23 protein-coding genes and 1 pseudogene are annotated in these 23784 nt (G+C 62.8%); 14 read left to right on the top strand and 10 right to left on the bottom strand.

Going from position 1 to position 23784, the window contains the following annotated elements; genetic code table 11:
• Positions 1-105: 105 nt before the first annotated feature.
• Entirely contained in the window at positions 106-1161 is a 1056-nt protein-coding gene (locus NKI20_RS24935; RefSeq protein WP_352835327.1) for a sugar phosphate isomerase/epimerase family protein, read from the bottom strand.
• A gap of 387 nt (positions 1162-1548) precedes the next feature.
• Here NKI20_RS24935 and NKI20_RS24930 point away from each other — a divergent pair, with 387 nt between their 5' ends.
• Genes NKI20_RS24930 through NKI20_RS24910 form a run of 5 tightly spaced genes read left to right on the top strand, consistent with a single transcriptional unit; the run spans position 1549 to position 5803 of the window.
• Positions 1549-2436 (top strand): sugar phosphate isomerase/epimerase family protein, encoded by an 888-nt coding sequence (locus tag NKI20_RS24930; RefSeq protein WP_352835324.1) that lies wholly within the window; start codon positions 1549-1551, stop codon positions 2434-2436.
• A gap of 60 nt (positions 2437-2496) precedes the next feature.
• Positions 2497-3666 carry a mandelate racemase/muconate lactonizing enzyme family protein gene (locus NKI20_RS24925; RefSeq protein WP_352604502.1) on the top strand — a complete coding sequence of 390 codons (1170 nt, stop codon included), beginning with the start codon at positions 2497-2499 and terminating at the stop codon, positions 3664-3666.
• Between the two features lie 2 nt (positions 3667-3668).
• Positions 3669-4385, top strand: a complete 717-nt coding sequence (locus NKI20_RS24920) for a FadR/GntR family transcriptional regulator (RefSeq protein WP_352604500.1) — start codon at positions 3669-3671, stop codon at positions 4383-4385.
• Between the two features lie 5 nt (positions 4386-4390).
• On the top strand, positions 4391-5371 hold the full coding sequence (locus NKI20_RS24915; RefSeq protein WP_352835321.1) for a hydroxyacid dehydrogenase: 981 nt from the start codon (positions 4391-4393) through the stop codon (positions 5369-5371).
• Positions 5372-5413: 42 nt separating this feature from the next.
• The gene (locus NKI20_RS24910) at positions 5414-5803 is read left to right on the top strand and encodes a hypothetical protein (protein ID WP_352604496.1); all 390 of its coding nucleotides are present in this window, start codon (positions 5414-5416) and stop codon (positions 5801-5803) included.
• A 19-nt stretch (positions 5804-5822) separates the two neighbouring features.
• Here the strand turns inward: NKI20_RS24910 and NKI20_RS24905 are convergent, their stop codons facing one another.
• Complete coding sequence (locus NKI20_RS24905; RefSeq protein ID WP_352835317.1) at positions 5823-7118, bottom strand: amidase; 1296 nt, start codon at positions 7116-7118, stop codon at positions 5823-5825.
• A 111-nt stretch (positions 7119-7229) separates the two neighbouring features.
• On the opposite strand from NKI20_RS24905, the gene NKI20_RS24900 reads away from it, so the two are divergent.
• Positions 7230-7577, top strand: coding sequence for a GFA family protein (locus tag NKI20_RS24900; protein ID WP_352835314.1), 348 nt, complete (start codon positions 7230-7232; stop codon positions 7575-7577).
• Between the two features lie 215 nt (positions 7578-7792).
• The gene (locus NKI20_RS24895) at positions 7793-8704 is read left to right on the top strand and encodes an AraC family transcriptional regulator (RefSeq protein ID WP_352835311.1); all 912 of its coding nucleotides are present in this window, start codon (positions 7793-7795) and stop codon (positions 8702-8704) included.
• Between the two features lie 39 nt (positions 8705-8743).
• Here NKI20_RS24895 and NKI20_RS24890 read toward each other — a convergent pair whose 3' ends face one another.
• From NKI20_RS24890 to NKI20_RS24860, 7 genes are all read right to left on the bottom strand, one after another.
• Positions 8744-9826: an ABC transporter ATP-binding protein gene (locus NKI20_RS24890; RefSeq protein ID WP_352835308.1), complete on the bottom strand. Its 1083-nt coding sequence runs from the start codon at positions 9824-9826 to the stop codon at positions 8744-8746.
• Positions 9826-10929, bottom strand: coding sequence for an ABC transporter ATP-binding protein (locus tag NKI20_RS24885; RefSeq protein WP_352835305.1), 1104 nt, complete (start codon positions 10927-10929; stop codon positions 9826-9828). Before NKI20_RS24885 ends, NKI20_RS24890 begins: the two co-directional genes overlap by 1 nt.
• Positions 10926-11147 carry a hypothetical protein gene (locus NKI20_RS24880; RefSeq protein ID WP_352604480.1) on the bottom strand — a complete coding sequence of 74 codons (222 nt, stop codon included), beginning with the start codon at positions 11145-11147 and terminating at the stop codon, positions 10926-10928. The genes NKI20_RS24885 and NKI20_RS24880 overlap by 4 nt, the downstream gene beginning before the upstream one ends.
• Positions 11144-12103 (bottom strand): carbohydrate ABC transporter permease, encoded by a 960-nt coding sequence (locus NKI20_RS24875; protein WP_352604478.1) that lies wholly within the window; start codon positions 12101-12103, stop codon positions 11144-11146. The genes NKI20_RS24880 and NKI20_RS24875 overlap by 4 nt, the downstream gene beginning before the upstream one ends.
• 1 nt (position 12104) lies before the next feature.
• Positions 12105-13010, bottom strand: a complete 906-nt coding sequence (locus tag NKI20_RS24870) for a carbohydrate ABC transporter permease (protein WP_352604476.1) — start codon at positions 13008-13010, stop codon at positions 12105-12107.
• A gap of 68 nt (positions 13011-13078) precedes the next feature.
• Positions 13079-14395 carry an ABC transporter substrate-binding protein gene (locus NKI20_RS24865; protein WP_352604474.1) on the bottom strand — a complete coding sequence of 439 codons (1317 nt, stop codon included), beginning with the start codon at positions 14393-14395 and terminating at the stop codon, positions 13079-13081.
• Between the two features lie 359 nt (positions 14396-14754).
• The gene (locus tag NKI20_RS24860) at positions 14755-15450 is read right to left on the bottom strand and encodes a TetR/AcrR family transcriptional regulator (RefSeq protein WP_352835300.1); all 696 of its coding nucleotides are present in this window, start codon (positions 15448-15450) and stop codon (positions 14755-14757) included.
• 83 nt (positions 15451-15533) lie between these two features.
• Here NKI20_RS24860 and NKI20_RS24855 point away from each other — a divergent pair, with 83 nt between their 5' ends.
• The 3 genes from NKI20_RS24855 to NKI20_RS24845 are packed head-to-tail and all read left to right on the top strand — an operon-like array spanning position 15534 to position 18029.
• The gene (locus tag NKI20_RS24855) at positions 15534-16730 is read left to right on the top strand and encodes a Tm-1-like ATP-binding domain-containing protein (protein ID WP_352835298.1); all 1197 of its coding nucleotides are present in this window, start codon (positions 15534-15536) and stop codon (positions 16728-16730) included.
• Positions 16731-16740: 10 nt separating this feature from the next.
• The gene (locus tag NKI20_RS24850; protein WP_352835296.1) at positions 16741-17613 is read left to right on the top strand and encodes a phosphoenolpyruvate hydrolase family protein; all 873 of its coding nucleotides are present in this window, start codon (positions 16741-16743) and stop codon (positions 17611-17613) included.
• Complete coding sequence (locus tag NKI20_RS24845; protein ID WP_352835293.1) at positions 17610-18029, top strand: cupin domain-containing protein; 420 nt, start codon at positions 17610-17612, stop codon at positions 18027-18029. Before NKI20_RS24850 ends, NKI20_RS24845 begins: the two co-directional genes overlap by 4 nt.
• Before the next feature lie 29 nt (positions 18030-18058).
• On the opposite strand, the gene NKI20_RS24840 is transcribed toward NKI20_RS24845, so the two are convergent.
• Positions 18059-19249 (bottom strand): M24 family metallopeptidase, encoded by a 1191-nt coding sequence (locus NKI20_RS24840; protein ID WP_352835290.1) that lies wholly within the window; start codon positions 19247-19249, stop codon positions 18059-18061.
• 375 nt (positions 19250-19624) lie between these two features.
• On the opposite strand from NKI20_RS24840, the gene NKI20_RS24835 reads away from it, so the two are divergent.
• The 4 genes and pseudogenes from NKI20_RS24835 to NKI20_RS24820 form a co-directional block, all read left to right on the top strand.
• On the top strand, positions 19625-21235 hold the full coding sequence (locus tag NKI20_RS24835; protein ID WP_352835288.1) for an ABC transporter substrate-binding protein: 1611 nt from the start codon (positions 19625-19627) through the stop codon (positions 21233-21235).
• Between the two features lie 282 nt (positions 21236-21517).
• On the top strand, positions 21518-22504 hold the full coding sequence (locus NKI20_RS24830) for an ABC transporter permease (protein ID WP_352835285.1): 987 nt from the start codon (positions 21518-21520) through the stop codon (positions 22502-22504).
• Positions 22501-23331: an ABC transporter permease gene (locus tag NKI20_RS24825; RefSeq protein WP_352835282.1), complete on the top strand. Its 831-nt coding sequence runs from the start codon at positions 22501-22503 to the stop codon at positions 23329-23331. The genes NKI20_RS24830 and NKI20_RS24825 overlap by 4 nt, the downstream gene beginning before the upstream one ends.
• Positions 23328-23576: pseudogene (locus NKI20_RS24820) on the top strand (ATP-binding cassette domain-containing protein); the annotation flags it as partial. The gene NKI20_RS24825 and the pseudogene NKI20_RS24820, both read left to right, overlap by 4 nt.
• Between the last annotated feature and the right edge of the window lie 208 nt (positions 23577-23784).

Below are 23784 nucleotides of genomic sequence, written 5' to 3'. Positions count from 1 at the left end.
TCCGCGTAGCGGATCGGGTGGGGTTTGCCGGGCGTAGAGCGCGGCATGGACCGACCCCACCCGGCCCTTCGGGCCACCCTCCCCTCAAGGGGGAGGAAATTAGCGTTAAATTCCCATCATGCCGCGCAGCACTTTCTTGTCCGTAGCGCTACCGGCGAAATCGTCGAATGCCTTTTCCGTCACCCGGATGATGTGATGCTGGATGAAGGGCGCACCCTCGGCCGCGCCGTCTTCCGGATGCTTCAGACAGCACTCCCACTCGAGCACCGCCCAGGAATCATAATTGTACTGCGTCAGCTTGGAAAAGATGCCGCCGAAATCCACCTGTCCATCACCCAGCGAACGGAAGCGGCCGGCTCGGTTGGTCCAACTCTGATAGCCGGAATAAACGCCTTGCCGGCCGGTCGGATTGAACTCGGCGTCCTTGACGTGGAACGCCTTGATGCGCTCGTGATAGATGTCGATGAATTCGAGATAGTCGAGTTGCTGCAGCAGGAAGTGCGACGGATCGTAATTGATATTGCAGCGTTTGTGGCCGCCGACCGCGTCGAGGAACATCTCGAAGGTCGCCCCGTCGAAGACATCCTCGCCGGGATGGATTTCGTAGCCGACATCGACGCCATTGTCTTCATAGACATCGAGGATCGGCTTCCAGCGCTTGCCGAGTTCGGCGAAGGCTTCCTCGATCAGCCCGGCCGGACGCTGCGGCCAGGGGTAGAGGTAGGGAAAGGCCAACGCTCCGGAGAAGCTCACCGAGGCCTTGAGGGCGAGGTTCTTCGAGGCCTTGGCGCCGAACTTCATCTGTTCGACCGCCCATTCCTGCCGCGCTTTCGGATTGTTGTGCACCGAAGCCGGTGCAAAACCGTCGAACTGCGCATCATAGGCCGGATGCACCGCCACCAATTGCCCCTGCAGATGCGTCGACAGTTCGGTGATCTCGACGCCGGCGTCCACGCAGATGCCCTTGACTTCGTCGCAATAGGTCTTGGAAGAGGCCGCCTTCTCGAGATCGAACAGCCGCGCGTCCCAGGTCGGGATCTGTACGCCCTTGTAGCCGAGACCGGCCGCCCATTTGGTGATCGATGCCAGTGAATTGAATGGCGCGGCATCGCCCGCGAACTGCGCCAGAAACAGTCCCGGGCCCTTCATTGTCGTCGGCATCGGCATTCTCCTCATTTGTCTCGCGACCGAGCATAGCGCCGATTGGAAGCAGGGCCAGCCACTTTGGTCTCTACACATCGGCGCATTGTGTACGCCACAATTCTGGTATTACCAAAAGCGGGAATTTGGTCAAGCCTCGCGATGCGCCTTGGAGCCCCTCCGGGTGTTGAAAGCGGCAGCATATACATCAATGTAATCAATGAAATAATCTGGACCTGAGGTAGCACTACCACACTTCTTGCCGTCCAGAAGAAATTGCTGTAGACCTCGTTTTAGGCCCAATTGGTCGAACCAGTTTGTAGGAAATTGCTGGGGATGGCCTGGGAGGAACCCTTGCGTCGCCTTTAGCGATGCATGTTGCAGGCGATTTTTTGGGAAGGACAGACTATGCACCTTTCGACGCACAACTGGATGCGCGCGGAACCATTGGAGACGACGCTCAAGCGCATCAAGAAATTCGGCTATGAGTCGATCGAGATTTCCGGCGAGCCGGAGCAGTACAAGACAGAGGAGACCCGGGCACTGCTGAAGGAGCATGGCATCCGCTGCTGGGGTGCGGTGACCTTGATGTTGGGCGAGCGCAATCTCGCCGCCAGGAACCAGGGCCAGCGCGAGCGCTCCGTCCAGTATGTCAAGGACGTGCTGACGATGGTCAGCGAACTCGACGGCGAGATCATCACGCTGGTTCCGGCGACAGTCGGCAAGGTCGTGCCTGACGGCACAGAGGAAGAGGAATGGAAGTGGGTTGTCGACGCCACCCGTGAATGCTTCACCCACGCCAAGAAGGTCGGGGTCAAGATTGCGGTCGAACCCCTCAACCGCTTCGAAACCTATCTGTTCAATCGCGGCGCCCAGGCGCTCGCGCTGGCCGACGAGGTCAGCCCCGAATGCGGCGTCTGCCTCGACGCCTACCACATCCATATGGAGGAGTTTAACGTTCACGACGCGATCCGCCAGGTCGGCAAGCGCCTGTTCGACTTCCATGTCGCCGACAACAACCGCTTTGCCGCCGGCCTTGGCCAGATCGACTGGCCGAAGATCGTCGCCACGCTGAGGGAGATCGGTTACGACGGCGCGCTGACCAACGAGTTCGTTGCGCCCGTCGACCGGACGCCGGCCGCACCTTATCCCGACATGGTCGAGCGCCACCCGGTCGATATCTCGCCCGAGCAGCTGAAGTTCATCCAGGACCACGGCTCCAGCGTGCTGACGGAAAAGTTCTACACCGACCAGATGCGCATCACCGCCGAAACGTTGCTGCCGCTGATCAAGTAGCGGACTGCCTCTGGGAAAATTGCTCTTTCGCCCTGACCGGCGGCAGGGCTGGGGAAGAATATGCGCATCAAGATCGTCCAAGCCTGGTGGGTCCGCATCCCGATCGAAGCCGCTCGGCAACACCGCAGCGATTTCGGCCAGGTGACGACCTTCGACGCCGCCATCCTGCGCATCGAGACTGATGACGGGGTGGTCGGCTGGGGTGAAGGCAAGAACGCCGCCGGCAGCGCCGGCAGCTATGGCGCCCTGGTCCACATACTGAACCATGAGGTCGGGCCGCAATTGATCGGCCGCGATCCGGCCGACATCGGCGTCATCTGGGAGATGCTCTACAATGGCGTGCGTCACGACAGCGCCGCGCGAGCCGGCCACGCCATGCCGCAACTGGCGCGGCGCGGCATGAGCATCGCCGCCATCAGTGCCGTCGACATCGCGCTGTGGGACATCCTGGGCAAATCGCTCGGGGTTCCAGTTTGGCGGCTGCTGGGTGGCCGCAAGCTCGACCGCATGCCGGCCTACGCGTCAGGCGGCTGGGCGGCCACCGACGCTATCGGCGAGCAGTTGAAATCCTATATCGCCAGAGGCGGTTTCAAGGCGCTGAAGATGCGGGTTGGTGCCATGGACGGCGCAGCACACGTGTCTGCCGCCCGTGTCCATGCCGCACGGCAGGCGCTCGGCCCCGATATCGAGTTGATGGTCGACGCGCATGGCACCTACACGGTGGCCGAAGCCAAGCGCTTCATCCACCTCGTCAACGACCTCGACCTCGCCTGGTTCGAGGAGCCCGTCATTGCCGATGACAAGCCCGGCATGGCCGAAGTGCGGGCATCGGGCGCCGTTCCGATCGCAACCGGCGAAAGCGAAGCCACCCGCTATGCTTTCCGCGACCTCGCCATGCTCAAGGCCGCCGACATCTTCCAGCCCGACCCTGCATTCTGCGGCGGCATCAGCGAGGCGATGAAGATCGGCACCATCGCCAGTGCCTTCAACCTGCGCTTTGCGCCCCATCTGTGGGCAGGCGCGCCCTGCTTCTTCGCCGGGCTGCATGTCTGCGCTGCCTCGCCGTCGAGTTTCACTGTCGAATATTCGCTCGGCGCCAACCCGATGATCCACGATCTGATCGAGGAGACTGTCGAAGCCAAGGACGGTATGATAGCGATCCCCGAAAAGCCGGGTCTGGGATTCACGATTTCGGAGCGATTCCTGGAGGCGCACGCGCAACGCGATTGACGATGAAAGAAAAAAACCTTCTCGCGGAACTCGCCGCCTATCTGTTCTCCCATTCGGACAAGGAGACCGGCCGAACACCGTCCGAACGCGAACTGGCGGAGCATTTCGGCGTCAGCCGCGGCCAGATCCGCGAGGCGCTCGCCATCCTCGAAGCCATGCGCATCGTCGAGCGCCGCGCCAAGTCCGGCATTTATATCGACACCAAGCAGGCCAGCGTCGAAGCCATGGCGCTTTTTGCCCGCGCGGGCCTGCCGCTCGACCCGATCCAGATCTACGAGACGGTCGAACTGCGCAAGATCCACGAGATCAAGGCAGCCGAGCTTGCCTGTTCGCGCGCCACCGAGGAGAATTTCGAGCGACTGCGCGAAATCCTGAAAGCCTCGGAAAAGCGCATCGCGGCCGGCGAAGGCCTCGCCAAGGAGGACCGCGAATTCCACCTCGAGATCGTGCGCGCCACCAAGAACAGCGTCTTCCACAATGTCTGCAGCGTCTATTACATGATGGGCGAACAGCGCCTGCCAATCTATTTCAACGACCTGGAGCGCAGCGTGCGCTCGCATGCCGAGCACATCCAGATCTATGAGGCGCTGCTGCGCCGCGACGGCAATCTCGCCCAGGCGCTGATGAGCGCCCATCTGCAGGGCGCCGAGAGCTATTGGAAGGGCCTGATCGAGGGCCATGGCGAGGAACCGCAAAGCCCGGCGCTCGAAAAAGCCTGATCGACATGGCCCGCATCCTCACGACACACCCGCTACATCAGCGCGCCTCGGCCATGCTGGCCGGCGCCGGCGAACTCGTCGTCGCTTCTGCCATCGATCCAGCCACGCTGGCCGCCGAGGCGAGGAATGCCGACATCGTCATCGTCCGCGCGCCGCTGCCGCCGGCGCTGTTCGAGGGCGCCTGGAAGCTGCGAGCGGCGATCCGCCATGGCGCCGGGCTCGACATGATCCCGATGGAAGCTGCAACCGCCGCCGGCGTGCTGGTGGCGAACGTGCCGGCGGTCAACGCGCGCTCGGTGGCGGAACACGTCATGTTCGCGGCCCTTGCCTTGCTACGCAACTTCCGCGTCGTCGACCGCGACCTGCGGACAAAAGGCTGGCTCGCCGGCCGCGAGCACGCCAATTCCAACGGCGAACTCGCCGGCAAGACGATCGGCATCGTCGGCCTTGGTGCCGTTGGCCAGGCTGTCGGCCATATCGCCGCGCACGGCTTCGACCTGAAGGTGGTGGCAACGACGCGCAGCATGCAGCCGGCGCCGGAGAAAGTCGGCTTCCTGTCGATCGACGCCCTGGTCGAGCAAAGCGACATCATCGTTCTGTGCTGCCCGCTGACACCGGAGACGCGCGGCCTGATCAACAGCGAGCGGATTGCCCGCATGAAACCGCATGCGCTGCTGATCAACGTGTCGCGCGGACCGGTCATCGACGACGACGCGCTGATCGAAGCCTTGCAGAAGCGCTGCATCGGCGGTGCTGCGCTCGACGTGTTTTCGACGCAGCCGCTGCCGTCAAATCATCCTTATTTCGGCTTCGACAATGTCATCATCACTCCGCATATGGCTGGCATCACCGAGGAGTCGATGATGCGGATGGGCGTTGGCGCGGCGGGCGAAGCCTTGCTGGTGCTGGCGGGCAAATTGCCGATTAACCTGCGCAATCCCGAGGTGGTCGATCACTACCGGCGGCGGTTTCCGGCCGACAGCTAAAGCATCGCGGTTTCGCCCCAATTCTCCGCGACGTTGAAAACCATGTTCGGTCTTCGCCTTAAATGCCTGACTGTTGCCGCGTCTTCGCTCTGCGCCTTGCCGTCATTCGCGGAGGCTCAGAGCAGCTACGTCTATTGCGATAACGGGCTGCGCTGCTTCAAGGCGCCCTGCCCGTCGAACAGCGCGCTCGACCTTGGCACCGGCACGATCGTCAAGGGCGTGTCGATCGACCCCAGCGGATTGCCGCAGGCCGACAAGGCGATAACGGATCTCTCCGACGCGCTTTATGCCGGAAAGATCGTCGTCAGAGGATCGATCGAGCAACGCACCCAGACCATCACCGGCAAGGAATACACCCTCCCCTGGCTGGTCGCGACCCGCATCGTGCGGACCGCCAAGGACAGTGAACGCAAGCACTGTTCGTCACACTGATGGTCGGCCCAGTTCGCGGTCACGTGCCAAGCAGCGACTCAATTTCAGCAGCAATCCGCAACAGACGCCGGTCCTGCCCATTGCGCGCCACCAGCATCAATCCGGCAGGCAGCGCCATGCCTGACATCGGCAGCGAGATTGCACATAGATCGAATTGGTTGGCGACCTGCGTGTTGCGCAGCAGCAGGCCTTCGATGCGGTCGCGCAGTTCGGCATCTCCGGCCATCGAAGCGATGGTCGGCGCCATCACAGGTGTGGTCGGCAAGACCAGCACATCGGCCGATGCCAGCCGCTCATCCATGGCGGCGGCGAGAGCTGCACGACGGTGTATCGCCCTGATATAGACAGGCGTCGGCAGCATTGCTGCCCGTGACAGAGGCCCGCTGACGTGCGGGTCGACAGGCACCGAGGCTCCCGTCGCCAGCCAGTCGGCATGCACTTCGGCACCCTCCATCGCCGCGATCGAACCGCGCTTGGTGGCCGCGCGCATCTCTCCAAGCAGATCGTCGATCGGCAGGTCTGCGACCTGCGTGCCTGCCTGCTCGATCTTGCCAACGCAGTGGTCGAACGCGATCGTCACCTCGCCTTCCGTCCCTTCGAAAAGAATGCCGCGCGGGATGCCAATACGAAGCCCCCTAAGAGCAATCTGCGCCAGCGCGGTCGGTATCTCGCCGGCCATCACGGCGTCGGCAGCGGCACACTGAGCGACGGTTCTGGCAAGCGGCCCGATCGAATCCAACGTGGCGGACAACGGGAAGGCGCCGGTCAGCGGCACACGCCGCGCCGTCGGCTTGAAGCCGACCACGCCATTGAGCGATGCCGGAATGCGTACCGAACCACCGGTGTCGGAACCGATCGATATCTCGCTCGTCGCCTCACCGACGGAAACGCCGGCGCCCGAGGAGGACCCGCCGGGTATGCGGCTGGCGTCGACCGCATTGCCGGGCGTGCCAAAATGCTGGTTGTCACCGATCGCGGTGAACGCGAATTCGGTCATGTTGGTCTTGCCGATTATGACAGCGCCGGCCTGCCGCAGTCGGCTCACAATCGCGGCATCGAGCAGTGCAGGCGCGGCGGTCTTGCGCATCAGCGAACCGGCCGTGGTCGCTTCGCCGGCGACATCGAACAGATCCTTGATCGAGACAATGGTGCCGTCGAGCGGTCCGAGCTTCACCCCGGCCCGCCTGCGGGCATCGCTGGCGTCAGCCGCCGCTCGTGCGGGCTCGGCATAAACCTTGGTGAACACGCGCTCTTCACCGGCACGGGCGGCAAGGCGCGCGAGGATGATTTCCAGATGATCCCGGACTGATTGCATTTCGGTGTCGGACTCCAGACGCCTTGAACGTCCTCAGTGCAGCGGCATGACTTGCCGAGACTTAACCCGGCGCAGGCGGTTTTGCACCCTGTCGAATACGAGGAAAATCCGATGCTCTACAAAGGTAGCTGCCACTGCGGCAAGGTCGCCTTCGAGTTCAAGGCCAAACTGACCGGGGCCGTGCGGTGCAATTGCTCGATATGCGCGCGCAAAGGCGCCCTATTGTGCGCTATCCCGCACGAAACTCTGCAGGTCCTGGCCTGGGGCGATGACCTCGGCATCTACACATTCGGCAACCATGCCATCGCGCACCGCTTCTGTCGCACTTGCGGCATCCACCCCTTTGCAGAGGACGTCCGCGACGGCGGTGACCGGAGTGCCTACGTCAACATCAACTGCGTCGCGAATCTCGATCCCTCAACCCTGCCGATATTCGACTTCGACGGGCGCGCCGTCTGAGCGGCCTGGTGGCGGCTTATGTCGAGGGCAGCTTTGTCGCTGCCATCACTACGGCAGCGGCCCGAAAACCGTGGGGGTTGTCGGGCCGGTGCGCAGCGTCGGGGGAAGCTTAGTCCTGCCAATAGGAAGCTACTCGGCGCGCTTCGGGCCGCGCAGGAACACCACGACGGCCGCCAGCAGGGTCGCCGCGCCGCAATAGGCGAAGGCGCCGCGGCTTGCGGCTCGATGGCGTCGAGTACGGCCGCTTCGAACTGAAGGAGCCTTGGGGCATCCAGTTCCCAGCCCAGCCGGCGGCGCGGTTTCATTTCATCGGCCGCAAAGGTTGCTGGCTGAAGCAGCCGTCCGGTGAATGGGTGGAGCTCAATGCAGGCGACGCTATGCTGCTGCCGCGCGGTGCGGCGCACGTGCTGGCCAGTGAGCCCAGCGCCCAGGCCCGGCCGATCCACGGCTACGAAGTCGAGGAGGTCTGCAAGGACGTCTACTGCATGTCGAACGAAGGCATGTCGGAATGTTGCCGGCCGGGAACCCTGCTGTTTTGCGCCAGCATGTACTTCAATCTTGACGGGCTGCATCCCCTGCTCGGCATGATGCCGGATGTCATGCGCACACATGAGCTGGGAGCCTACGAGCCTGGCATTCCGCATCTCCTGGAGTCGATGGCGCGCGAAGTGACGATGGAGCGCGTCGGCTCCGGCGGCATCCTGGCGCGGCTGGCCGACGTGCTTGCCGCCACCGTCATCCGCTCATGGGTCGAACGCGGCTGCGGCGATTCGTCCGGCTGGATCGCCGCGGTCAGGGACCGCGAAATCGGCCGCGTGCTGGCCGCCATCCATCTCGAGCCGAACCACGACTGGACAGTTGAGTCCCTGGCCCGGATGATGGGCGCCTCGCGATCGGGATTTGCCGAGCGCTTCGCCACCATCGTCGGAGAAACGCCGGCAAAATATGTCACCCAGGTCAGGATGCATCAGGCAAGACAGTGGCTGATCCGCGACCGGATGAAAATATCCGTCGTTGCGGCGCGTCTCGGTTACGAATCGGATGCCGCATTCAGCCGCGCCTTCAAACGCGTCATCGGCTCGGCGCCCAGCCACCTTCGCGCCGAGGAACAGGCTGCTATCCGCTAGGCCGGCTGAGCCGACCTCCACGCCCGCTTCAGCTGGAGTTCACACAACGTGCCGCAAGCTGACGCCGCTGCCCTTGTCGAACAGCACCACCTTGTCCGGGTTCCAGGCAAAGCGCACGGACTGTTCGATCGCGACTTCGGTCCTGGCCGGCACGGTGGCGCGCAGGGTGGCGTCGCCGACTCGCAGAGTCAGGATCTTTTCGACACCATGGTTCTCGACATCATGGATGCGTGCTTCTACCGGTGCGCCGCTCTCGAGATAGACGTCCTCGGGACGAACACCGAAGACGAGCGGGCGACCGTCGATCGCCGCACTCGTCTTAGCCCCCGAAAAAGGCAGTTCGAAATTCAGCGGCGCCATCACCGCACGGCCGTTCACAAGCTTGCCGTCGATGAGGTTCATCGGCGGCGAGCCGACGAAGCTCGCCACATAGGTATCGCGCGGATTGTTGTAGATCTCGTGCGGCGTACCCGTCTGCACGATGCGGCCATGATTGAGCACGCCGACCTTGTCGCCCATCGACATCGCCTCGATCTGGTCATGGGTGACGAACAGGAAGGTGGCGCCGAGCTGCATCTGCAGGTTCTTCAGTTCCGTGCGCAGCGCCTCGCGCAGCTTGGCGTCAAGCGCCGACAGCGGCTCGTCCATCAGGAACACGCGCGGCTTGCGCACGATGGCGCGGCCGATCGATACGCGCTGCATCTCACCGCCTGACAGCTTGTCGGTCTTGCGGTCGAGCAGATGCTCGATCCGCAGAGTTCTGGCGGCACGGTCGACGCGATCCTTGATCTCGGCGTCAGGCAGCCGGCGGATCTTCGGCCTCAGCGGGAACTCGAGATTCTCGCGCACCGTATAGCGGGGATAGAGCGAATATTGCTGGAGCACCAGCGCCACGTCGCGCTCAGCCGCACCCCAGTCGGCGACGTCGACACCGTCGATGAAGACCTGACCTTCGCTCGGCTTTTCCAGCCCGGCGATCAGCCGCAGCGTCGTCGTCTTGCCAGCACCCGTTTCGCCCAGCAGCACGAAGAACTCGCCATCGGCGATGTCGAGATCGAGCCCCGTCAAGGCGGTGTGGTTGCCGAAGGTCTTCGAGATGTTTTTCAGCTGGATATGGGCCATCACAATCTCACTTCCAGCGACTTGCCGCTTGCCGTGTCGAAGAAATGCGCCTGGGCCGGATCGATCCTGGCGAACACCTTCTCGCCGGGACCGCTGACGAACCCGCTCTTGGTGCGCGCGCGCAGCATCTTGGAGCCGACCTTGAGGTCGACAATGTCAAAGGAGCCGAGCGGCTCGACAATCTGCGTCTCGACCAGCAGGAACCCCTCGGCGGCATCGTGGCGGATGAGGACGCCTTCCGGCCGGATGCCGAGCGCCAACTGGCCGCCAGCATGGCCATTGAGCTTCGACAGCAGCGCTCGCGGGAACTCGAAGCCGGCGGCAGCCCCACCGACCGTCACCGAGACCGAGGATGCCGTCTCAGCCACCGCCGCATCGGCGACATTCATCACCGGACTGCCGACGAATTGCGCCACGAACAGGTTTGCCGGGCGCGAATAGACCTCGTCCGGCGAGCCGACCTGCTGCAGCACGCCTTCATGCATGATCACGATGCGGTCGGCGAGGCTCATCGCTTCGATCTGGTCGTGCGTGACATAGATGGTGGTAGAGCCCTGCTTGATGTGCAGGCGCTTGATCTCGGCCCGCATTTCTTCGCGCAGCTTGGCGTCGAGCGCCCCGATCGGTTCGTCCATCAGCATCGCCTTCGGCCGCCGCACCAGCGCCCGGCCGATGGCCACGCGCTGCATGTCGCCCCCTGAAAGCGCTGACGGCTTCTTGTCGAGCAGGTCCAGGATCTGCAGCGTCTTGGCGACCGAGCGCACTTCCGAGTCGATCTCAGCCTTGCTCTTGCGCGTGGCGCGCAAAGGAAAGGCGATATTCTCGTAGACGCTCATATGCGGGTAGAGCGAGAACGACTGGAAGACCATGGCGATGTCGCGGTCGGCGGCCTTCAGATGCTGGATCGGTTTGCCGTCGATGAGGATGTCGCCCTCGTCGATCGTTTCCAGCCCGGCGACGGCGCGTAGCGTTGTCGTCTTGCCGCAGCCCGATTGCCCGAGCAGAACGATGAACTCGTTGTCGTTGATCTTCAGGTTGAGGTCCTTGATGACCTGGACGGCACCAAAGAATTTCTGTACGCCGCGAAGCTCGATCTGGGTCAATGCTGTGCTCCCGGATTTCGCATCTGTCCGGTGCCGGCCTTCTCTTCCGGCGCGATCTTCGACGTGATGTTGAAGCCGATCAGCCCGATCAGGATGATGGTCAGTCCATAGCTGTGCAGCAGCATGTTCCAGGGTTGGCAGAGCGCGATGATGCCAAGCACCATCAGCACCTGGCTGCCGGGTTCCAGATATTTTTGATTGATGGCGCGAAAGCTCATTTGCGGATCGCTCCGAAGGACATGCCGCGCAGCAGATGGTTGCGGAGCAGGAAGGTGAAGATGGCGACTGGCAGCAGAAACAGGAAGGTTCCGGCCGCGATCACCGTCCAGTCCGGCAGGCCGGCACCAACCTGGCTCGGGATGAATGGCGGCGCGGTCTGGGCGCGTCGGTTGGTCATGATCAGCGCGAAGGCATATTCGTTCCACGCGGTTATGAAGCAGAACACGGCGGTGGCGGCGATTCCGGTGGCGGCCTCGGGCAGCACGATCTTGAAAAAGGCTTCCAAGCGAGTGTAGCCGTCGACGAGCGCCGCCTCTTCATACTCTTTGGGAATCTCGTCCATGAAGCCCTTCATCAGCCACACCGAGAAGGACAGATTGAAGGCGGTGTAGAGGATGATCAGCCCGACATGGGAATCGTTGAGGCCGACCGCCCGGTACATAAGGAACATCGGAATCGCCACCACCACCGGCGGCAGCATGCGCGTCGACAGGATGAAGAAGAGCAGGTCCGCCTCGCCCTTTACCTTGAAGCGCGAGAAGCCATAGGCGGTAAACGTCCCCATGCCGACCGCCAGCACCGTCGAGGTGATGGCGATGATCAGCGAGTTCAGGAAACGGCTCGGATATCCCGACCACTGCACCTGGCCCTTGCCGTCGCGCACGATCTTCTCGCCGCCGTCGAAGACGACGCGCTCCCACCACGGGGCGGCCGCATACTCTTCCGGCGTCGGCGGGCTGCGCAACTGCGAGCGCTTGGTGAACAACTTCACGAAAGGCGATATTTCCGGTTGGAACACGACCGTCGGTGGAATGGTGGTGGCCAGGCTGCGCGGCTTGAACGCCGTCGAGGCGATCCAGTATATCGGCGCCAGGAAGATGATCGTCACCAACAGGACGGCGACGATGGCGACACGGTTGAAGCCGATTTCAGAAGAAGTGCGGACGGCGGCCATCTCAGCGCTCCTTCACCTTATTGAGGTATTTGACGTAGATGTTGGTGATCGCCAGCACCATGATCAGCACGATGTAGGCCATCGCGCAGGAGCGCCCGGTCTGCCATTCCTGGAATGCCATCTTGTAGAGCCGGATCGAGATCAGTTCGGCCGTCGGCTGGCTGGTCAGAATGTAGGCGAGATCGAAGGTCTTGAATGCTTCCATGGTGCGGAAGATGACCGCGATCATCAGGATCGGCGCGACCAGCGGTAAGGTAATACGGAAGAAAGTATAGAACGGTCCGGCACGATCGATCGCGGCGGCTTCGTAGAGATGCTTCGGCACCGCCGAGAGGCCGGCCAGAGAAAGCAGCATGACGAAGGGCGACCACATCCATATGTCGGTCAACGCAACGGCGTAGAGTGCCATCTTGGGGTCAGCCAACCATTCGAAATTGCCAAACCCGAGCGCATAGTTGATGACGCCCCATGACGGGTCATAGAGCAGTTTCCAGAAGAGGCCGACGACCGCCATCGAGAGCATCATCGGCAGCAGCAGCAGCGTGGTGATGAGGCCCTTGAGCGGAATGTCCCGATTGAGCAGCATCGCCACGCCGAAGCCGACAAGCAGCTGTCCGGCGACCGAGACAATGACGTACTTCGCGGTAATGGCGAAGTTGGACCATACATAAGGATCGTTGAGCAGGTCGCGATAGTTTTGCAGCCCGACGAAATTCGCCGGCGCGTTGGTCGACGCGCGAAAGTCGGTGAAGGAGTAGCCGAGCGAATAGATCAGCGGAAAGATGTTGAAGACGATCAGGAACAGGACCGTCGGAATGATGAAGAGGTTGCGGATCGAAATGTCGCTGAGGCCGCGCGCGGCCGCCCTTGAAGACCTGTCCAGCGTGGTGATCATCGTGGTCGCCAAGACCCTGCTCCCGTTGCGGAAAAAGAAACGGAGGAGGCACCAATGCCCCCTCCGTGAGGACATGATTGTTACTGGCCGCGGCCGTACTTCTTGAAGGTCGCGTTCCAGTCTGCCGCCAGGGCGTCCAGCGTTTCCTTGGCGGTGCCTTCGCCGCCGATCATGTAGGGATAGACACGCTGGTTGAGCTGCTGCAGCAGTTCTGCATATTCCGGCACCGCCCAGAAATCCTTCACCTTGAACATGGTCTCGTAGAAGGCCTTGTTATACGGCGTGGCGTTCTGGAATTCAGGTGACTTGAGCACGGCGGCACTGCAGGTATAGCCGCCAAGTGCCGCCCACTTCTTCTGGGTTTCATCCTTGATGAACCATTCCAGGAACTTGATCGCCTCGTCCTGCTTCTGCGAGTAGGAAACGATGGAGATGCCCTGCCCGCCAAGCGCGGCGAACTGGTCGCCGTTCGGACCGGGAGGATTGGCAAAGAAGCCGGTGTTCTTGGCGTTCGGGTTCGACGCCTCGTTGATCAGCGAGGGGAAGAACGCGAAGTAGTTCATGCTCATCGCGGCCAGGTTTTCGGTGATCGCCTGGTTGTCTTCGACGAAGAACGACTTGGCCCAGCCTGGAGGCGTGAACTTGTAAAGCTCCTTGTAGGCGTCGAGCGCCGCGACCGCCTTGTCGGAGTTGATGAAGCCGTCGACCTTGTAGGTCGAATAGTCACCCAGTTCGCCGCCATAGGAGAACAGCGCGTTCTCGAAGCCCATCGCCATCGCGTCATAGGAATTGTCGGTGTAGATGGCGATGCCGTAACGCTTCTGATCCGGCCGGTAGAAAAATTCGGCGATGTCGCGCAACGCCTTGAAGTCCTTCGGCACATCGAGATCGTATCCGTATTTGGCCTTGAAGGCCTCCTTCTCCTTGGGGTCTTCGAACCAGTCCTTGCGATAGGACCAGCCAACGGCGTCGCCTTCAAGCGGAATCGCCCAATACTTGCCGCTTCCGCCCGGATATTCGGCGTAGTACTTCACCGTCGCCGGTGCCATCACCTCGCCGACTTTGTGCTTGTTGAAGAAGTCGGTCAAGTCGACATAGTGGCCACCGGTCGAGCCGGCACCGAGCCATTGCGAATCGCCGACGACCATATCATAGGCGTCGCCATGGGCGTTGAACTCGGTGAAGGCCTTGGTCTGGAAGTCGGACCACGGCGTCGTCTCCACCGTGATCTTGACGCCGGTTTCCTTCTCGTACTCGTTGCCGAGTTCCTGCAGGTAATTGGCCGGATCCCATTCGGCCCAGAAGATGGTGAGTGATTTTTCCTGCGCGTAAACGGACGTTCCGCAGGCAAGCGTTAAGCCGATACCAGCAAGTACGCTGGTCACTAACTTGCGCATAATGATTTCCTCCCTTGTGCGCACTCTACCTTGTCATGCGAGCCGGCAACGGGGCCGGCCCTGGTAGTTCCTCCCATGATCGCACCTTCCCGGTTTCGTGCCTCCTCGCCCTGCCGGAAAATGGATCGCAACCCTCACTTTCGATCCGCTTTTCTTTACTGATCTGGTATTACCAATTCCGCATGCGCGTCAAGCCCTTTCTTGGCAGCTTGACTTGGCCATTGCTATCGGATTCCGGCTTTATCTGCCTGTTTTCCCGAGATTTTCCTACTCGGTGATACACGCAACTCTTGCTCACTACCCCGCACTGCGACTAATATTAGCAGTCGGCATGCAAATCTGGTCGAACCAGATTGGCGCTATACCACAACCGCCGTCGGCTCGCTGCCGTCTCCTTCTTCTATCGATTCCGCGACCGCCGCACGCACCAGCGCGCCGGCCGCCCATTGCGCGACCGACATCGTCCGGCGACTGTCCAACCCCCAGATATCCTTGAGCACGATCAGCACCTCGACGCCGAAGATCAGCGACAGCGCCTGCGCCAGCCGCTTGAATTCGCGCGGCGGCAAACGGCCCTTGAGCGGCGCGATCGCCTGTTTCAGCAACTCGATGCGGTGGCCGCGCGTGAAGGCCGGCTCACCGTCCAGCGTGCCGGCCTGACGCCTCGCCCACTGATCGAGCGACAGCTTCAGTGCTGCCTTGAACGTCGCCTCGAAGGCCTCGATGCGCGGCATGGCCGTGTCGAACAGATCGGCGACCCGGCGCTCCGCATCCGCGGAGGTCGATTGCCAGGTGAGGATTGGCCCTAGCCCCTCGTCGACTACCGCTTGCACCAGTGCCGCCTGGCTCGGGAAATACCGGTAGGCGGTGGCACGGGAAACCTGTGCCGCCTCGGCGACTTCGCTGACCGAGGGCGTGACGCCCGCCTGCATCAGCCTCGTCGCCGTCTCCAGCATCAGTCGTTTCGTGCGCGCGCGCGGCCCGCGCTCTATCGCCTGGCCGTTTCCCGGCTCAGTGCTGTCGATCGCTGTGGATTGTTGACGTGAGACATCCATATCAATACGATACGCGCGTCTCAAAAATTTGCAATGGCCTTCGCTTGCCGGAAGGTCGGGCAAGCAGCCGGCGGGGAAACGCGATGAAGCGCATCTATGTGGTGGGCACCGCCGACACCAAAGGTGAGGAACTCGCCTTCCTGGCCGATGCGATCGCCGCCACCGGTGCCGCGGTGTCCCGCGTCGATGTCGGAACACGCGAAGCAACAGTTCCCGTCGACATCACCGCAAAGGAAATTGCCGGCCATCATCCCGACGGCCGTGACGCCGTGCTCGGCGGCAATGACCGTGGCGCCGCGGTCGCCGCGATGGGCATCGCCTTTGCCCGCTTTGCCCAATCGCGAAACGATATCGCCGCCATGATCGGCATTGGCGGTGGCGGCGGCACCTCGATCATCACGTCGGGCATGCGTGCACTGCCGCTCGGCCTGCCCAAAATCATGGTTTCGACGCTCGCCTCCGGCGATACCGCGCCTTACGTCGACGTTTCCGACATCATCATGATGCCTGCGGTGACCGACATGGCCGGACTGAACCGGCTGTCCCGCGTCATCCTGCACAATGCCGCCCAGGCGATATCGGGCATGGCGGCAACGCCGGCGCCAACGCCCGACGGCAAGCCGTCGATCGGCCTCACCATGTTCGGCGTCACCACGCCTTGCGTAACCGCGATCGCCGACCAACTCCGTTCGGCCTATGACTGCATGGTCTTCCACGCCACCGGCACTGGCGGCCGCAGCATGGAGAAGCTGGCCGACAGTGGCCTGCTGTCCGGCGTCATCGATATCACCACGACCGAGGTCTGCGATCTCTTGTTCGGCGGTGTTTTACCGGCGACGGAGGATCGTTTCGGAGCGATCGCCCGCACCAGGCTGCCTTATGTCGGTTCGGTCGGCGCGCTCGACATGGTCAACTTCTGGGCGCCTTCGACCATTCCGGAGCACCATCGCGGTCGGCTGTTCTACGAACACAATCCTAACGTCACGCTGATGCGCACCACGGCGCAGGAATGCCGCGCGATCGGCGAATGGATCGGCGCCAGGCTCGCCCTCTGCGAGGGGCCGGTACATTTTCTCATTCCGGAAAACGGTGTCTCGGCGCTCGACATCAAAGGCGGTGCCTTCTTTGATCCGGAAGCCGACGCCGTGCTGTTCGAAGCCATCGAGCGCACCATCAAGGCAAATGGCACCCGGCGCGTGACGCGCCTTCCGCTCCACATCAACGACCCGGAATTCGCCGAGGCCGCGGTCGCGGCTTTTCTCGACATCGCCAGACAGTGAGATCCAAGACATGCCCGCCATACCGCGCAAGGACATATTGAAGAGATTCAGGGGAATGATCGACAGGGGCGTGCCGATCGTCGGCGGCGGCGCCGGCACCGGCCTGTCGGCCAAGGCCGAGGAGGCTGGCGGCATCGACCTCATCATCATCTACAATTCCGGCCGCTACCGGATGGCCGGCCGCGGTTCGGCCGCTGGCCTGCTCGCCTATGGCAATGCCAATGAGATCGTCAAGGAAATGGCCTACGAGGTTTTGCCTGTGGTCAAGAAGACGCCGGTACTGGCCGGCGTCAACGGCACCGATCCCTTCGTCATCATGCCGCTGCTCTTGGCCGAGCTGAAGACCATGGGCTTTTCCGGCGTGCAGAACTTTCCGACCATCGGCCTGTTCGACGGCCAGATGCGGCAAAGCTTCGAGGAGACCGGCATGGGCTTCGGGCTCGAGGTCGACATGATCGCCGAGGCGCGCAAGCTCGACCTCTTGACCACACCCTATGTCTTCAACCCGGACGAGGCCCGCGCCATGACAAAGGCCGGAGCCGACATTGTCGTCGCCCACATGGGCGTGACCACAGGCGGCTCGATCGGCGCCACATCGGCCAAGTCTCTCGACGACTGCGTGCTCGAGATCGACGCCATCGCCAACGCCGCGCGTTCGGTGCGCAAGGATGTCATCCTGCTTTGCCATGGCGGCCCGATCTCGATGCCGGACGACGCCCGCTACATCCTCGACCGCTGCAAGGGCCTGCACGGTTTCTATGGCGCAAGCTCGATGGAACGGCTGCCGGCGGAAGCCGCGATCGCAAGACAGACGGCGGATTTCAAGGCCGTGACGCTTGGCGGCGACCAGAATACGAAGAAAAAAGAAGGGGTGATGAGATGACCGACAAGAGCAAGATGTTTGTCTACCCGAAGGACGTCAGCGCCTTCGGCTTCGACTGGGGCAGACTGGCGCTGACGGTCGCGCCCGAGGTCAATGGCGCGACGCGCTTTTCCGGCGGCGTCGTCGACCTGCCGCCCGGCAAGGGCCACACGCGCCACAATCATCCGGGCGCCGAGGAAATCATCTTCGTCATATCAGGCCATGGCGAGCAGATGGTCGAGGACGAGAAGGGCAATCCGGTGGTCGAGAAGGTCGGCCCCGGCTGCACCATCTATGTACCGGAAAGCCGCTTTCATTCGACGCTCAATACTGGCGACGGACCGATGCAGCTCTTCGTCGTCTATTCGCCGGCCGGCCCAGAATTGGTTTTGCGGGAACTGCCGGATTTCAGGCTGATCCCGCCGGGCGGCAAATAGCGTGTCCGGGGCGGCGCCAGCCTTCGTCTCTACAGGGTGCCACCCCTGTTCCAACCCCGGCCACGGTCGCCGAACATGACATAGCCAGTGTCGGTGACCGCCAGCGTGTCCTCCAGCTTGATGAAGCCGCGCGTCGGGTGGAGCATCGTCGTCTCGACCGACAGCACCATGTTCTTCTCCAGCGGCCTGGACGCATAGGTGCCTTCATAGGTCACCGGATGGTTGGTCATCAGGAACGGCGCCTCATGCGTGATCAGACCCATGCCATGGGCGAAGAAATCCGTGTAGGCCGCAACCTTGGAGCCCTTCAGCACGCCCTCGGCATGCGAAATCATGTCGCCGCCCAGCGTGCCTGCCTTGACCTTTGAAAAGGCTGCCTGCTGCACAGTCTCGACCTCGGCCAGCAGATCCTCGAGCTCGGCATCTGGTTCGCCGAGAATCCCCATCCGGCAGAGGTCGCCAATATAGCCGTAATAATTGCCGCCGGAATCGATCGACAGCACCTCGCCTTTCTTCCACGCTTGCGGCGAGGCGGCGCGATTGTGGCTGGAGCCCAGTGTCAGCAGGCAATATTCGAAATGCGCGCCGCGATTGGTCTCCTCGCGCCGCAGCTGCTCGATCATCTCGCTCTTGGTCGTGCCTTCGCGCGCCCACGCGATCGTCGCCAGCATGGAATCGGTGATCAGTTCGGAGGCCGTGCGCAGCTTTTCCAGCTCGGCATCGGTCTTGATGGCGCGCATGCGCTCCAGCATCTCCGTCGCATCGATCAGCTTGGCGTCCGGCAGCGCCTTGCGGATCAGCGTGTAGGCGTCCGACGGCAGGAAGCCCGGCTCGATGCCGATGCGGGCGCCGGCCTTACCGATCTTCTGCAGATGTTCGACAGCGAGGTTGGCGGCATCGAGCGTGCCCCAGCAGGCGGCGTGCAATGTCGGCGTCCAGAACGGGTTGTTCTGGTGCTCGCCACCCTCCATGCGGTTGCCGATATAGGCGGCATGGTCCGGCCCGCCCTTTTCGTACACGACGATCGGCAGGTAGCGGCTGTGGCCGATCGCATCCATGGCGGCGAAGAAGATGAACTTGTAGCCGCCCAGCAGATACTGCGTGTTGTGCTTGGAGGTGGCGAGCAGCACATCGATGCCGGCCTCCTCCATCAGCCGGTCGACCCGCGCCTGGTCGAACGGGACAGTGCCGACGGCATTCTTGCCCGGAGCAATGTTCATCTCTCTCTCCCTGAATTGCCCGGGATCGCCGGACTGTTCCGCTCCCGATCCCTTGGCCTCGGATCAAATCTGCACCATTCTGCCCACTCTGGTCCAGCCAGAAATGGCAAAAACAGCACCGTTCGATGTCACCATACCATCATCGGTCGCATATCAGATCGTTCTGGTCCTACCAGATGGAGCGAATTGAGCCACTTGCACCAAACTGGTCCAGCGGATGAAAATTTCAAAGCCAAGCGAGGATGCGCCAATTCCGTCTCTGGCGAAACCCTCGGCAAGGCCCATAATCGCCACCGCACGGATGCTGGCGGGCTTGTCAGCGTGCGAGGGGTACTGGCGCACCTGATTTGGTCGCCGAGAGGACGGAGTTCGATCATGTCAGGTTTCACGATTTCGAGACGCACCATGCTTGCCGGCTCGGCCATGCTGCTGGCCTCCACTGCCATGCCGATATCAGGCTGGGCGCAGACGCCGAAGAAGGGTGGCCGGCTGGTGCTTGCCGCCGACTCCGAACCGCGCAACCTCAACCCGGCGATCGTCGCCTCCAACGGCGTCTTCTTCATCTCCAGCAAGATCGTCGAAACGCTGGCCGAAGCCTCATTCGACGGCAAGGACGGGCTCGCGCCGCGGCTGGCGCTGAGCTGGGAAGGGTCTGCCGACGGGCTCTCGGCGACGTTCAAACTGCGCGACGGCGTCAAATGGCATGACGGCAAGCCGTTCACCTCGGCCGACGTTGCGTTCTCGGCGCTGCAGATCTGGAAGCCGCTGCAGAACCTCGGCCGCACCGTGTTCAAGGATCTGGCCAGCGTCGACACGCCGGACGACCTCACCGCCGTGTTCAAATTCGCCAAGCCGACACCGTTCCAGCTGATCCGCAACGCGCTGCCGGCGCTGAGCAGCGTTGTGCCGAAGCACATCTACGAGGTCGGCAAGATCGAGGACAACCCGGCCAACAACGCGCCGATCGGCACCGGGCCGTTCAAGTTCGGCGAGTACAAGGCCGGCCAGTACTACCGGTTGACGAAGAACACCGATTACTGGGGCAAGGATGAGCCCTATCTCGACGAGATCATCTATCAGGTGCTGCCGGATCGCACATCCGCGGCGAGCGCGCTCGAGGCTGGAGAGATCCAGCTCGCAGCGTTTTCCGCCGTGCCGCTGGCCGATCTCGACCGCATCTCCAAGGTGCCGGGCCTGAAGGTGATCTCCAAGGGCTATGAGGGGCTCACCTATCAGCTCGTCGTCGAGATCAACCATCGCCGCAAGGAATTGGCCGACGTGAAAGTACGGCAGGCGATCGCGCATGCCATCGACAAGGATTTCGTCGTCAAGACGGTGTTCCTCGGCTATGCTGCCACCGCCACCGGTCCAGTGCCGAAGAACGATCCGCAGTTCTACACCGCAGACGTGCCGACCTACGCCTTCGACGTCGCCAAGGCCAACGCGCTGCTCGACGAGGCCGGCTACAAGAAAGGCGCCGACGGCAACCGCTTCTCGCTGAAGCTTTTGCCCGCGCCCTATTTCAACGAGACCAAGCAGTTCGGCGACTATCTGCGCCAGGCGCTCGCCGCCATCGGCATCGACGCAGAGCTGGTCAACAACGACTCGGCCGCGCACATCAAGGCCGTCTATACCGATCATGCCTTCGACCTCGCCGTCGGCCCGCCGGTGTTCCGCGGCGATCCGGCGATCTCCACCACCATCCTGGTACAGAGCGGTATTCCCGACGGCGTGCCGTTCTCCAACCAGGGCGGCTACAAGAACGACGCGCTCGATGCCCTCATCGCCAAGGCATCCGAGACGCTCGACACCACTACCCGCACCGATCTCTACAAGGAGTTCCAGAGGGAGGTGGCCGCCGACCTGCCGCTGATCAACGTCGCCGAATGGAGTTTTATCAGCGTCGCCCGCGACACCGTTGGGAATATTGCCAACAACCCGCGTTGGGCGGTGTCGAACTGGGCGGACACTTATCTGGAATCGTGACACATTTGCGCGGATGAGAGTTCGCGAGGAAATCGGTGTCGAGACATGGCCTAAGGCCGCGTTCCTTCACACCCCCCTCTGTCCTGCCGGACATCTCCCCCGCAAGGGGGGAGATCAGCAGCGTCACCAACCGCACCCCCCTTTCCGCGTCACCGCATCGGAGATTGGCGGAAGCAGCAACGACATCCAATCTCCCCCCTTGCGGGGGAGATGTCCGGCAGGACAGAGGGGGGTGCCTAGACACCACACCTCTAACGGCCAGGCCGGCGTTAAGTCTTTACCATGACCCGCGCCCTCACCCTCATCCGCCGTCGCCTCGTCGGCAGCATCTTCGTGCTGCTGATCGTCGTCGTCGGCACCTTCCTGCTGCTCGAAGCGGCCCTCGGCGATGCGGTCGACGCCTACATCGTCTCGACCGGCGGCGATGCCGGCATGATCGAACTGCTTCGCCATCGCTGGGGCCTCGACCAATCGGAACTGACGCGACTGGCCAATTATCTCTGGGCGCTGCTGCATCTCGATCTCGGCCAATCGGTGACGTTCTCCAGGCCGATCCGCGACGTGATCCTGGAGCGCCTGCCCAACACCTTGCTGCTGATGGTCAGCGCCACCGCACTTTCCTTCGGGCTCGGCTCGGCACTCGGCATCTATGCCGGCGCGCGGCCGGGCAGTTTCCGTGACCGCTTCCTGTCGATCGGCTCTCTGGCGCTCTATGCCGTGCCGGGTTTCTGGCTCGCACTGGTGCTGATCGTCGTCTTTGCCGTCGACCTGCGCTGGCTACCGATCGGCGGCATCGAAACCCTGGCCTCGGACAAGACCGGCCTTGATCGCGCCGCCGACATCGCCGTCCATCTCGTCTTGCCCGTTGCTGCTCTCGGCTTCATCTATCTGGCGCTCTATCTACGCATGATGCGCGCCGGCATGGCCGAGGTCTGGCGGCAGGATTTCGTCTTGGCCGCCCGCGCCAAGGGGCTATCCCGCCGGCGCATCGTTCTCGCCCACGTCGCCCGCAACGCACTACTGCCGCTGGTCACTATGCTCGGCCTGCAATCGGCGCAGATGCTCGGCGGCAGCGTCGTCATCGAGAGCGTCTTTTCCGTGCCCGGCCTCGGCCGGCTGGCGCAAGAGGCGGTCGCCTCCCGCGACACGCCGCTTCTGCTCGGCATTATCCTCACCAGCGCCGTCCTGGTCATTGTCATCAACCTTCTCGTCGACATCGCCTATGCCTTCCTCGATCCGCGCGTCGGCGCCAGCGAGACCGGCACATGAGTTCGCTCCGCAGGTTTCTGCGCACGCGTGAGGCGGTTGCCGGCGCCATCCTCCTGGCGGCGCTGATAGCCATGGCGCTGTCGGCGTCGCTGCTGTTCCCTGGCGATCCGCAGGCCATCGCCGGCCCGGCGCTGCTGCCGCCGTTCCAGGACTGGTCGTTGCCGCTCGGCACCGACCGGCTCGGCCGCAATGTGCTGGCCGAGCTCTTTCATGGCGCCCGCACATCGCTGGCCGTCGGGCTCGCTGCAGCGGCGGCCGCACTTGTCGTCGGCGCGGTGATCGGCACGCTGGCCGGCTTTGCCGGCGGCCTCGTCGACGAAGTGCTGATGCGCATCACCGACGCCTTCCAGACCGTGCCGAGTTTCTTGTTGGCGCTGGCCTTCGTCAGCGTCGTCGGGCCTTCCCTTGGCGTCGTCGTGATTGCCATCGCGCTCGGCACCTGGACCGGACCGGCCAGAGTTGCCCGCGCGGAGGTCCTCTCCATTCGTGAACGCGACTACGTCGCCGGAGCGAGGGTCATCGGCATGCACCCTATGGCGATCGCCTTTCGCGAGGTGTTGCCCAATGCCTTGCCTCCGGTGCTGGCGATGTCATCGGTGATCGTCGCCGCCGCCATCCTCACCGAAGCGGCCTTGTCCTTCCTCGGTCTCGGCGACCCCAACCGGGTCACCTGGGGCGGCATGATATCGGAAGGCCGCGCCGTGCTGCGCACCGCGCCCTTCCTGTCGATCGTCCCAGGCATAGCATTGGTTCTGACCGTGCTCGGCGTCTATCTCGCCGGTGAAGGCATCGTCGAGACGACAGCGGTCAGAAGAGGCCTGTCGTGACCGCGCTCGTTTCGATCCGCGACCTGACGGTGACCTACCGCCGAGACGGCAGCGAGGTGGCGGCGCTGAAGAGTATCAGCCTCGACATCGCCGCTGGCGAACGCCTCGCCATCATCGGCGAAAGCGGCTCCGGCAAGAGCACGCTGGCGCTGGGCATTGCGGGGCTGTTGCCGGCAAGCGCCAGTATTGGAGGCCGCATCGATTGGTTTTTGCCATCGTCGCAATCCGCTGGTGCCAAGGCACCCCCCTCTGTCCTGCCGGACATCTCCCCCTCAAGGGGGGAGATTGGCAGTTCCACTGTCGGTTCCTCCCCTACTGCCAGCGTAGTTGGCGAAAGCAGAGATAAGGGCACAATCTCCCCCCTTGAGGGCAGGGCTGTCCGGGGAAAGTTTTGAGTGAATCGAAATGCCGCATGTGCATGCCCCGTAAAACGGGGTTTGTCCGTCTTCTCTC

The sequence above is a fragment of the Mesorhizobium sp. M0830 genome, assembly GCF_040319965.1.
Classification (GTDB): Bacteria; Pseudomonadota; Alphaproteobacteria; order Rhizobiales; family Rhizobiaceae; genus Mesorhizobium.
Note: the sequence above shows the minus strand (reverse complement) of the source record. Positions and strands in the feature narration are given on the sequence as shown.

What these genes read in the sequence shown, in the direction of transcription:
- NKI20_RS24935 (WP_352835327.1), bottom strand. Translation starts at nt 1,161, where the DNA reads ATGCCGACGACAATGAAGGGCCCGGGACTGTTTCTGGCGCAGTTCGCG.
- NKI20_RS24930 (WP_352835324.1), top strand. Translation starts at nt 1,549, where the DNA reads ATGCACCTTTCGACGCACAACTGGATGCGCGCGGAACCATTGGAGACG.
- NKI20_RS24925 (WP_352604502.1), top strand. Translation starts at nt 2,497, where the DNA reads ATGCGCATCAAGATCGTCCAAGCCTGGTGGGTCCGCATCCCGATCGAA.
- NKI20_RS24920 (WP_352604500.1), top strand. Translation starts at nt 3,669, where the DNA reads ATGAAAGAAAAAAACCTTCTCGCGGAACTCGCCGCCTATCTGTTCTCC.
- NKI20_RS24915 (WP_352835321.1), top strand. Translation starts at nt 4,391, where the DNA reads ATGGCCCGCATCCTCACGACACACCCGCTACATCAGCGCGCCTCGGCC.
- NKI20_RS24910 (WP_352604496.1), top strand. Translation starts at nt 5,414, where the DNA reads ATGTTCGGTCTTCGCCTTAAATGCCTGACTGTTGCCGCGTCTTCGCTC.
- NKI20_RS24905 (WP_352835317.1), bottom strand. Translation starts at nt 7,118, where the DNA reads ATGCAATCAGTCCGGGATCATCTGGAAATCATCCTCGCGCGCCTTGCC.
- NKI20_RS24900 (WP_352835314.1), top strand. Translation starts at nt 7,230, where the DNA reads ATGCTCTACAAAGGTAGCTGCCACTGCGGCAAGGTCGCCTTCGAGTTC.
- NKI20_RS24890 (WP_352835308.1), bottom strand. Translation starts at nt 9,826, where the DNA reads ATGGCCCATATCCAGCTGAAAAACATCTCGAAGACCTTCGGCAACCAC.
- NKI20_RS24880 (WP_352604480.1), bottom strand. Translation starts at nt 11,147, where the DNA reads ATGAGCTTTCGCGCCATCAATCAAAAATATCTGGAACCCGGCAGCCAG.
- NKI20_RS24875 (WP_352604478.1), bottom strand. Translation starts at nt 12,103, where the DNA reads ATGGCCGCCGTCCGCACTTCTTCTGAAATCGGCTTCAACCGTGTCGCC.
- NKI20_RS24865 (WP_352604474.1), bottom strand. Translation starts at nt 14,395, where the DNA reads ATGCGCAAGTTAGTGACCAGCGTACTTGCTGGTATCGGCTTAACGCTT.
- NKI20_RS24860 (WP_352835300.1), bottom strand. Translation starts at nt 15,450, where the DNA reads ATGGATGTCTCACGTCAACAATCCACAGCGATCGACAGCACTGAGCCG.
- NKI20_RS24855 (WP_352835298.1), top strand. Translation starts at nt 15,534, where the DNA reads ATGAAGCGCATCTATGTGGTGGGCACCGCCGACACCAAAGGTGAGGAA.
- NKI20_RS24850 (WP_352835296.1), top strand. Translation starts at nt 16,741, where the DNA reads ATGCCCGCCATACCGCGCAAGGACATATTGAAGAGATTCAGGGGAATG.
- NKI20_RS24845 (WP_352835293.1), top strand. Translation starts at nt 17,610, where the DNA reads ATGACCGACAAGAGCAAGATGTTTGTCTACCCGAAGGACGTCAGCGCC.
- NKI20_RS24840 (WP_352835290.1), bottom strand. Translation starts at nt 19,249, where the DNA reads ATGAACATTGCTCCGGGCAAGAATGCCGTCGGCACTGTCCCGTTCGAC.
- NKI20_RS24835 (WP_352835288.1), top strand. Translation starts at nt 19,625, where the DNA reads ATGTCAGGTTTCACGATTTCGAGACGCACCATGCTTGCCGGCTCGGCC.
- NKI20_RS24830 (WP_352835285.1), top strand. Translation starts at nt 21,518, where the DNA reads ATGACCCGCGCCCTCACCCTCATCCGCCGTCGCCTCGTCGGCAGCATC.
- NKI20_RS24825 (WP_352835282.1), top strand. Translation starts at nt 22,501, where the DNA reads ATGAGTTCGCTCCGCAGGTTTCTGCGCACGCGTGAGGCGGTTGCCGGC.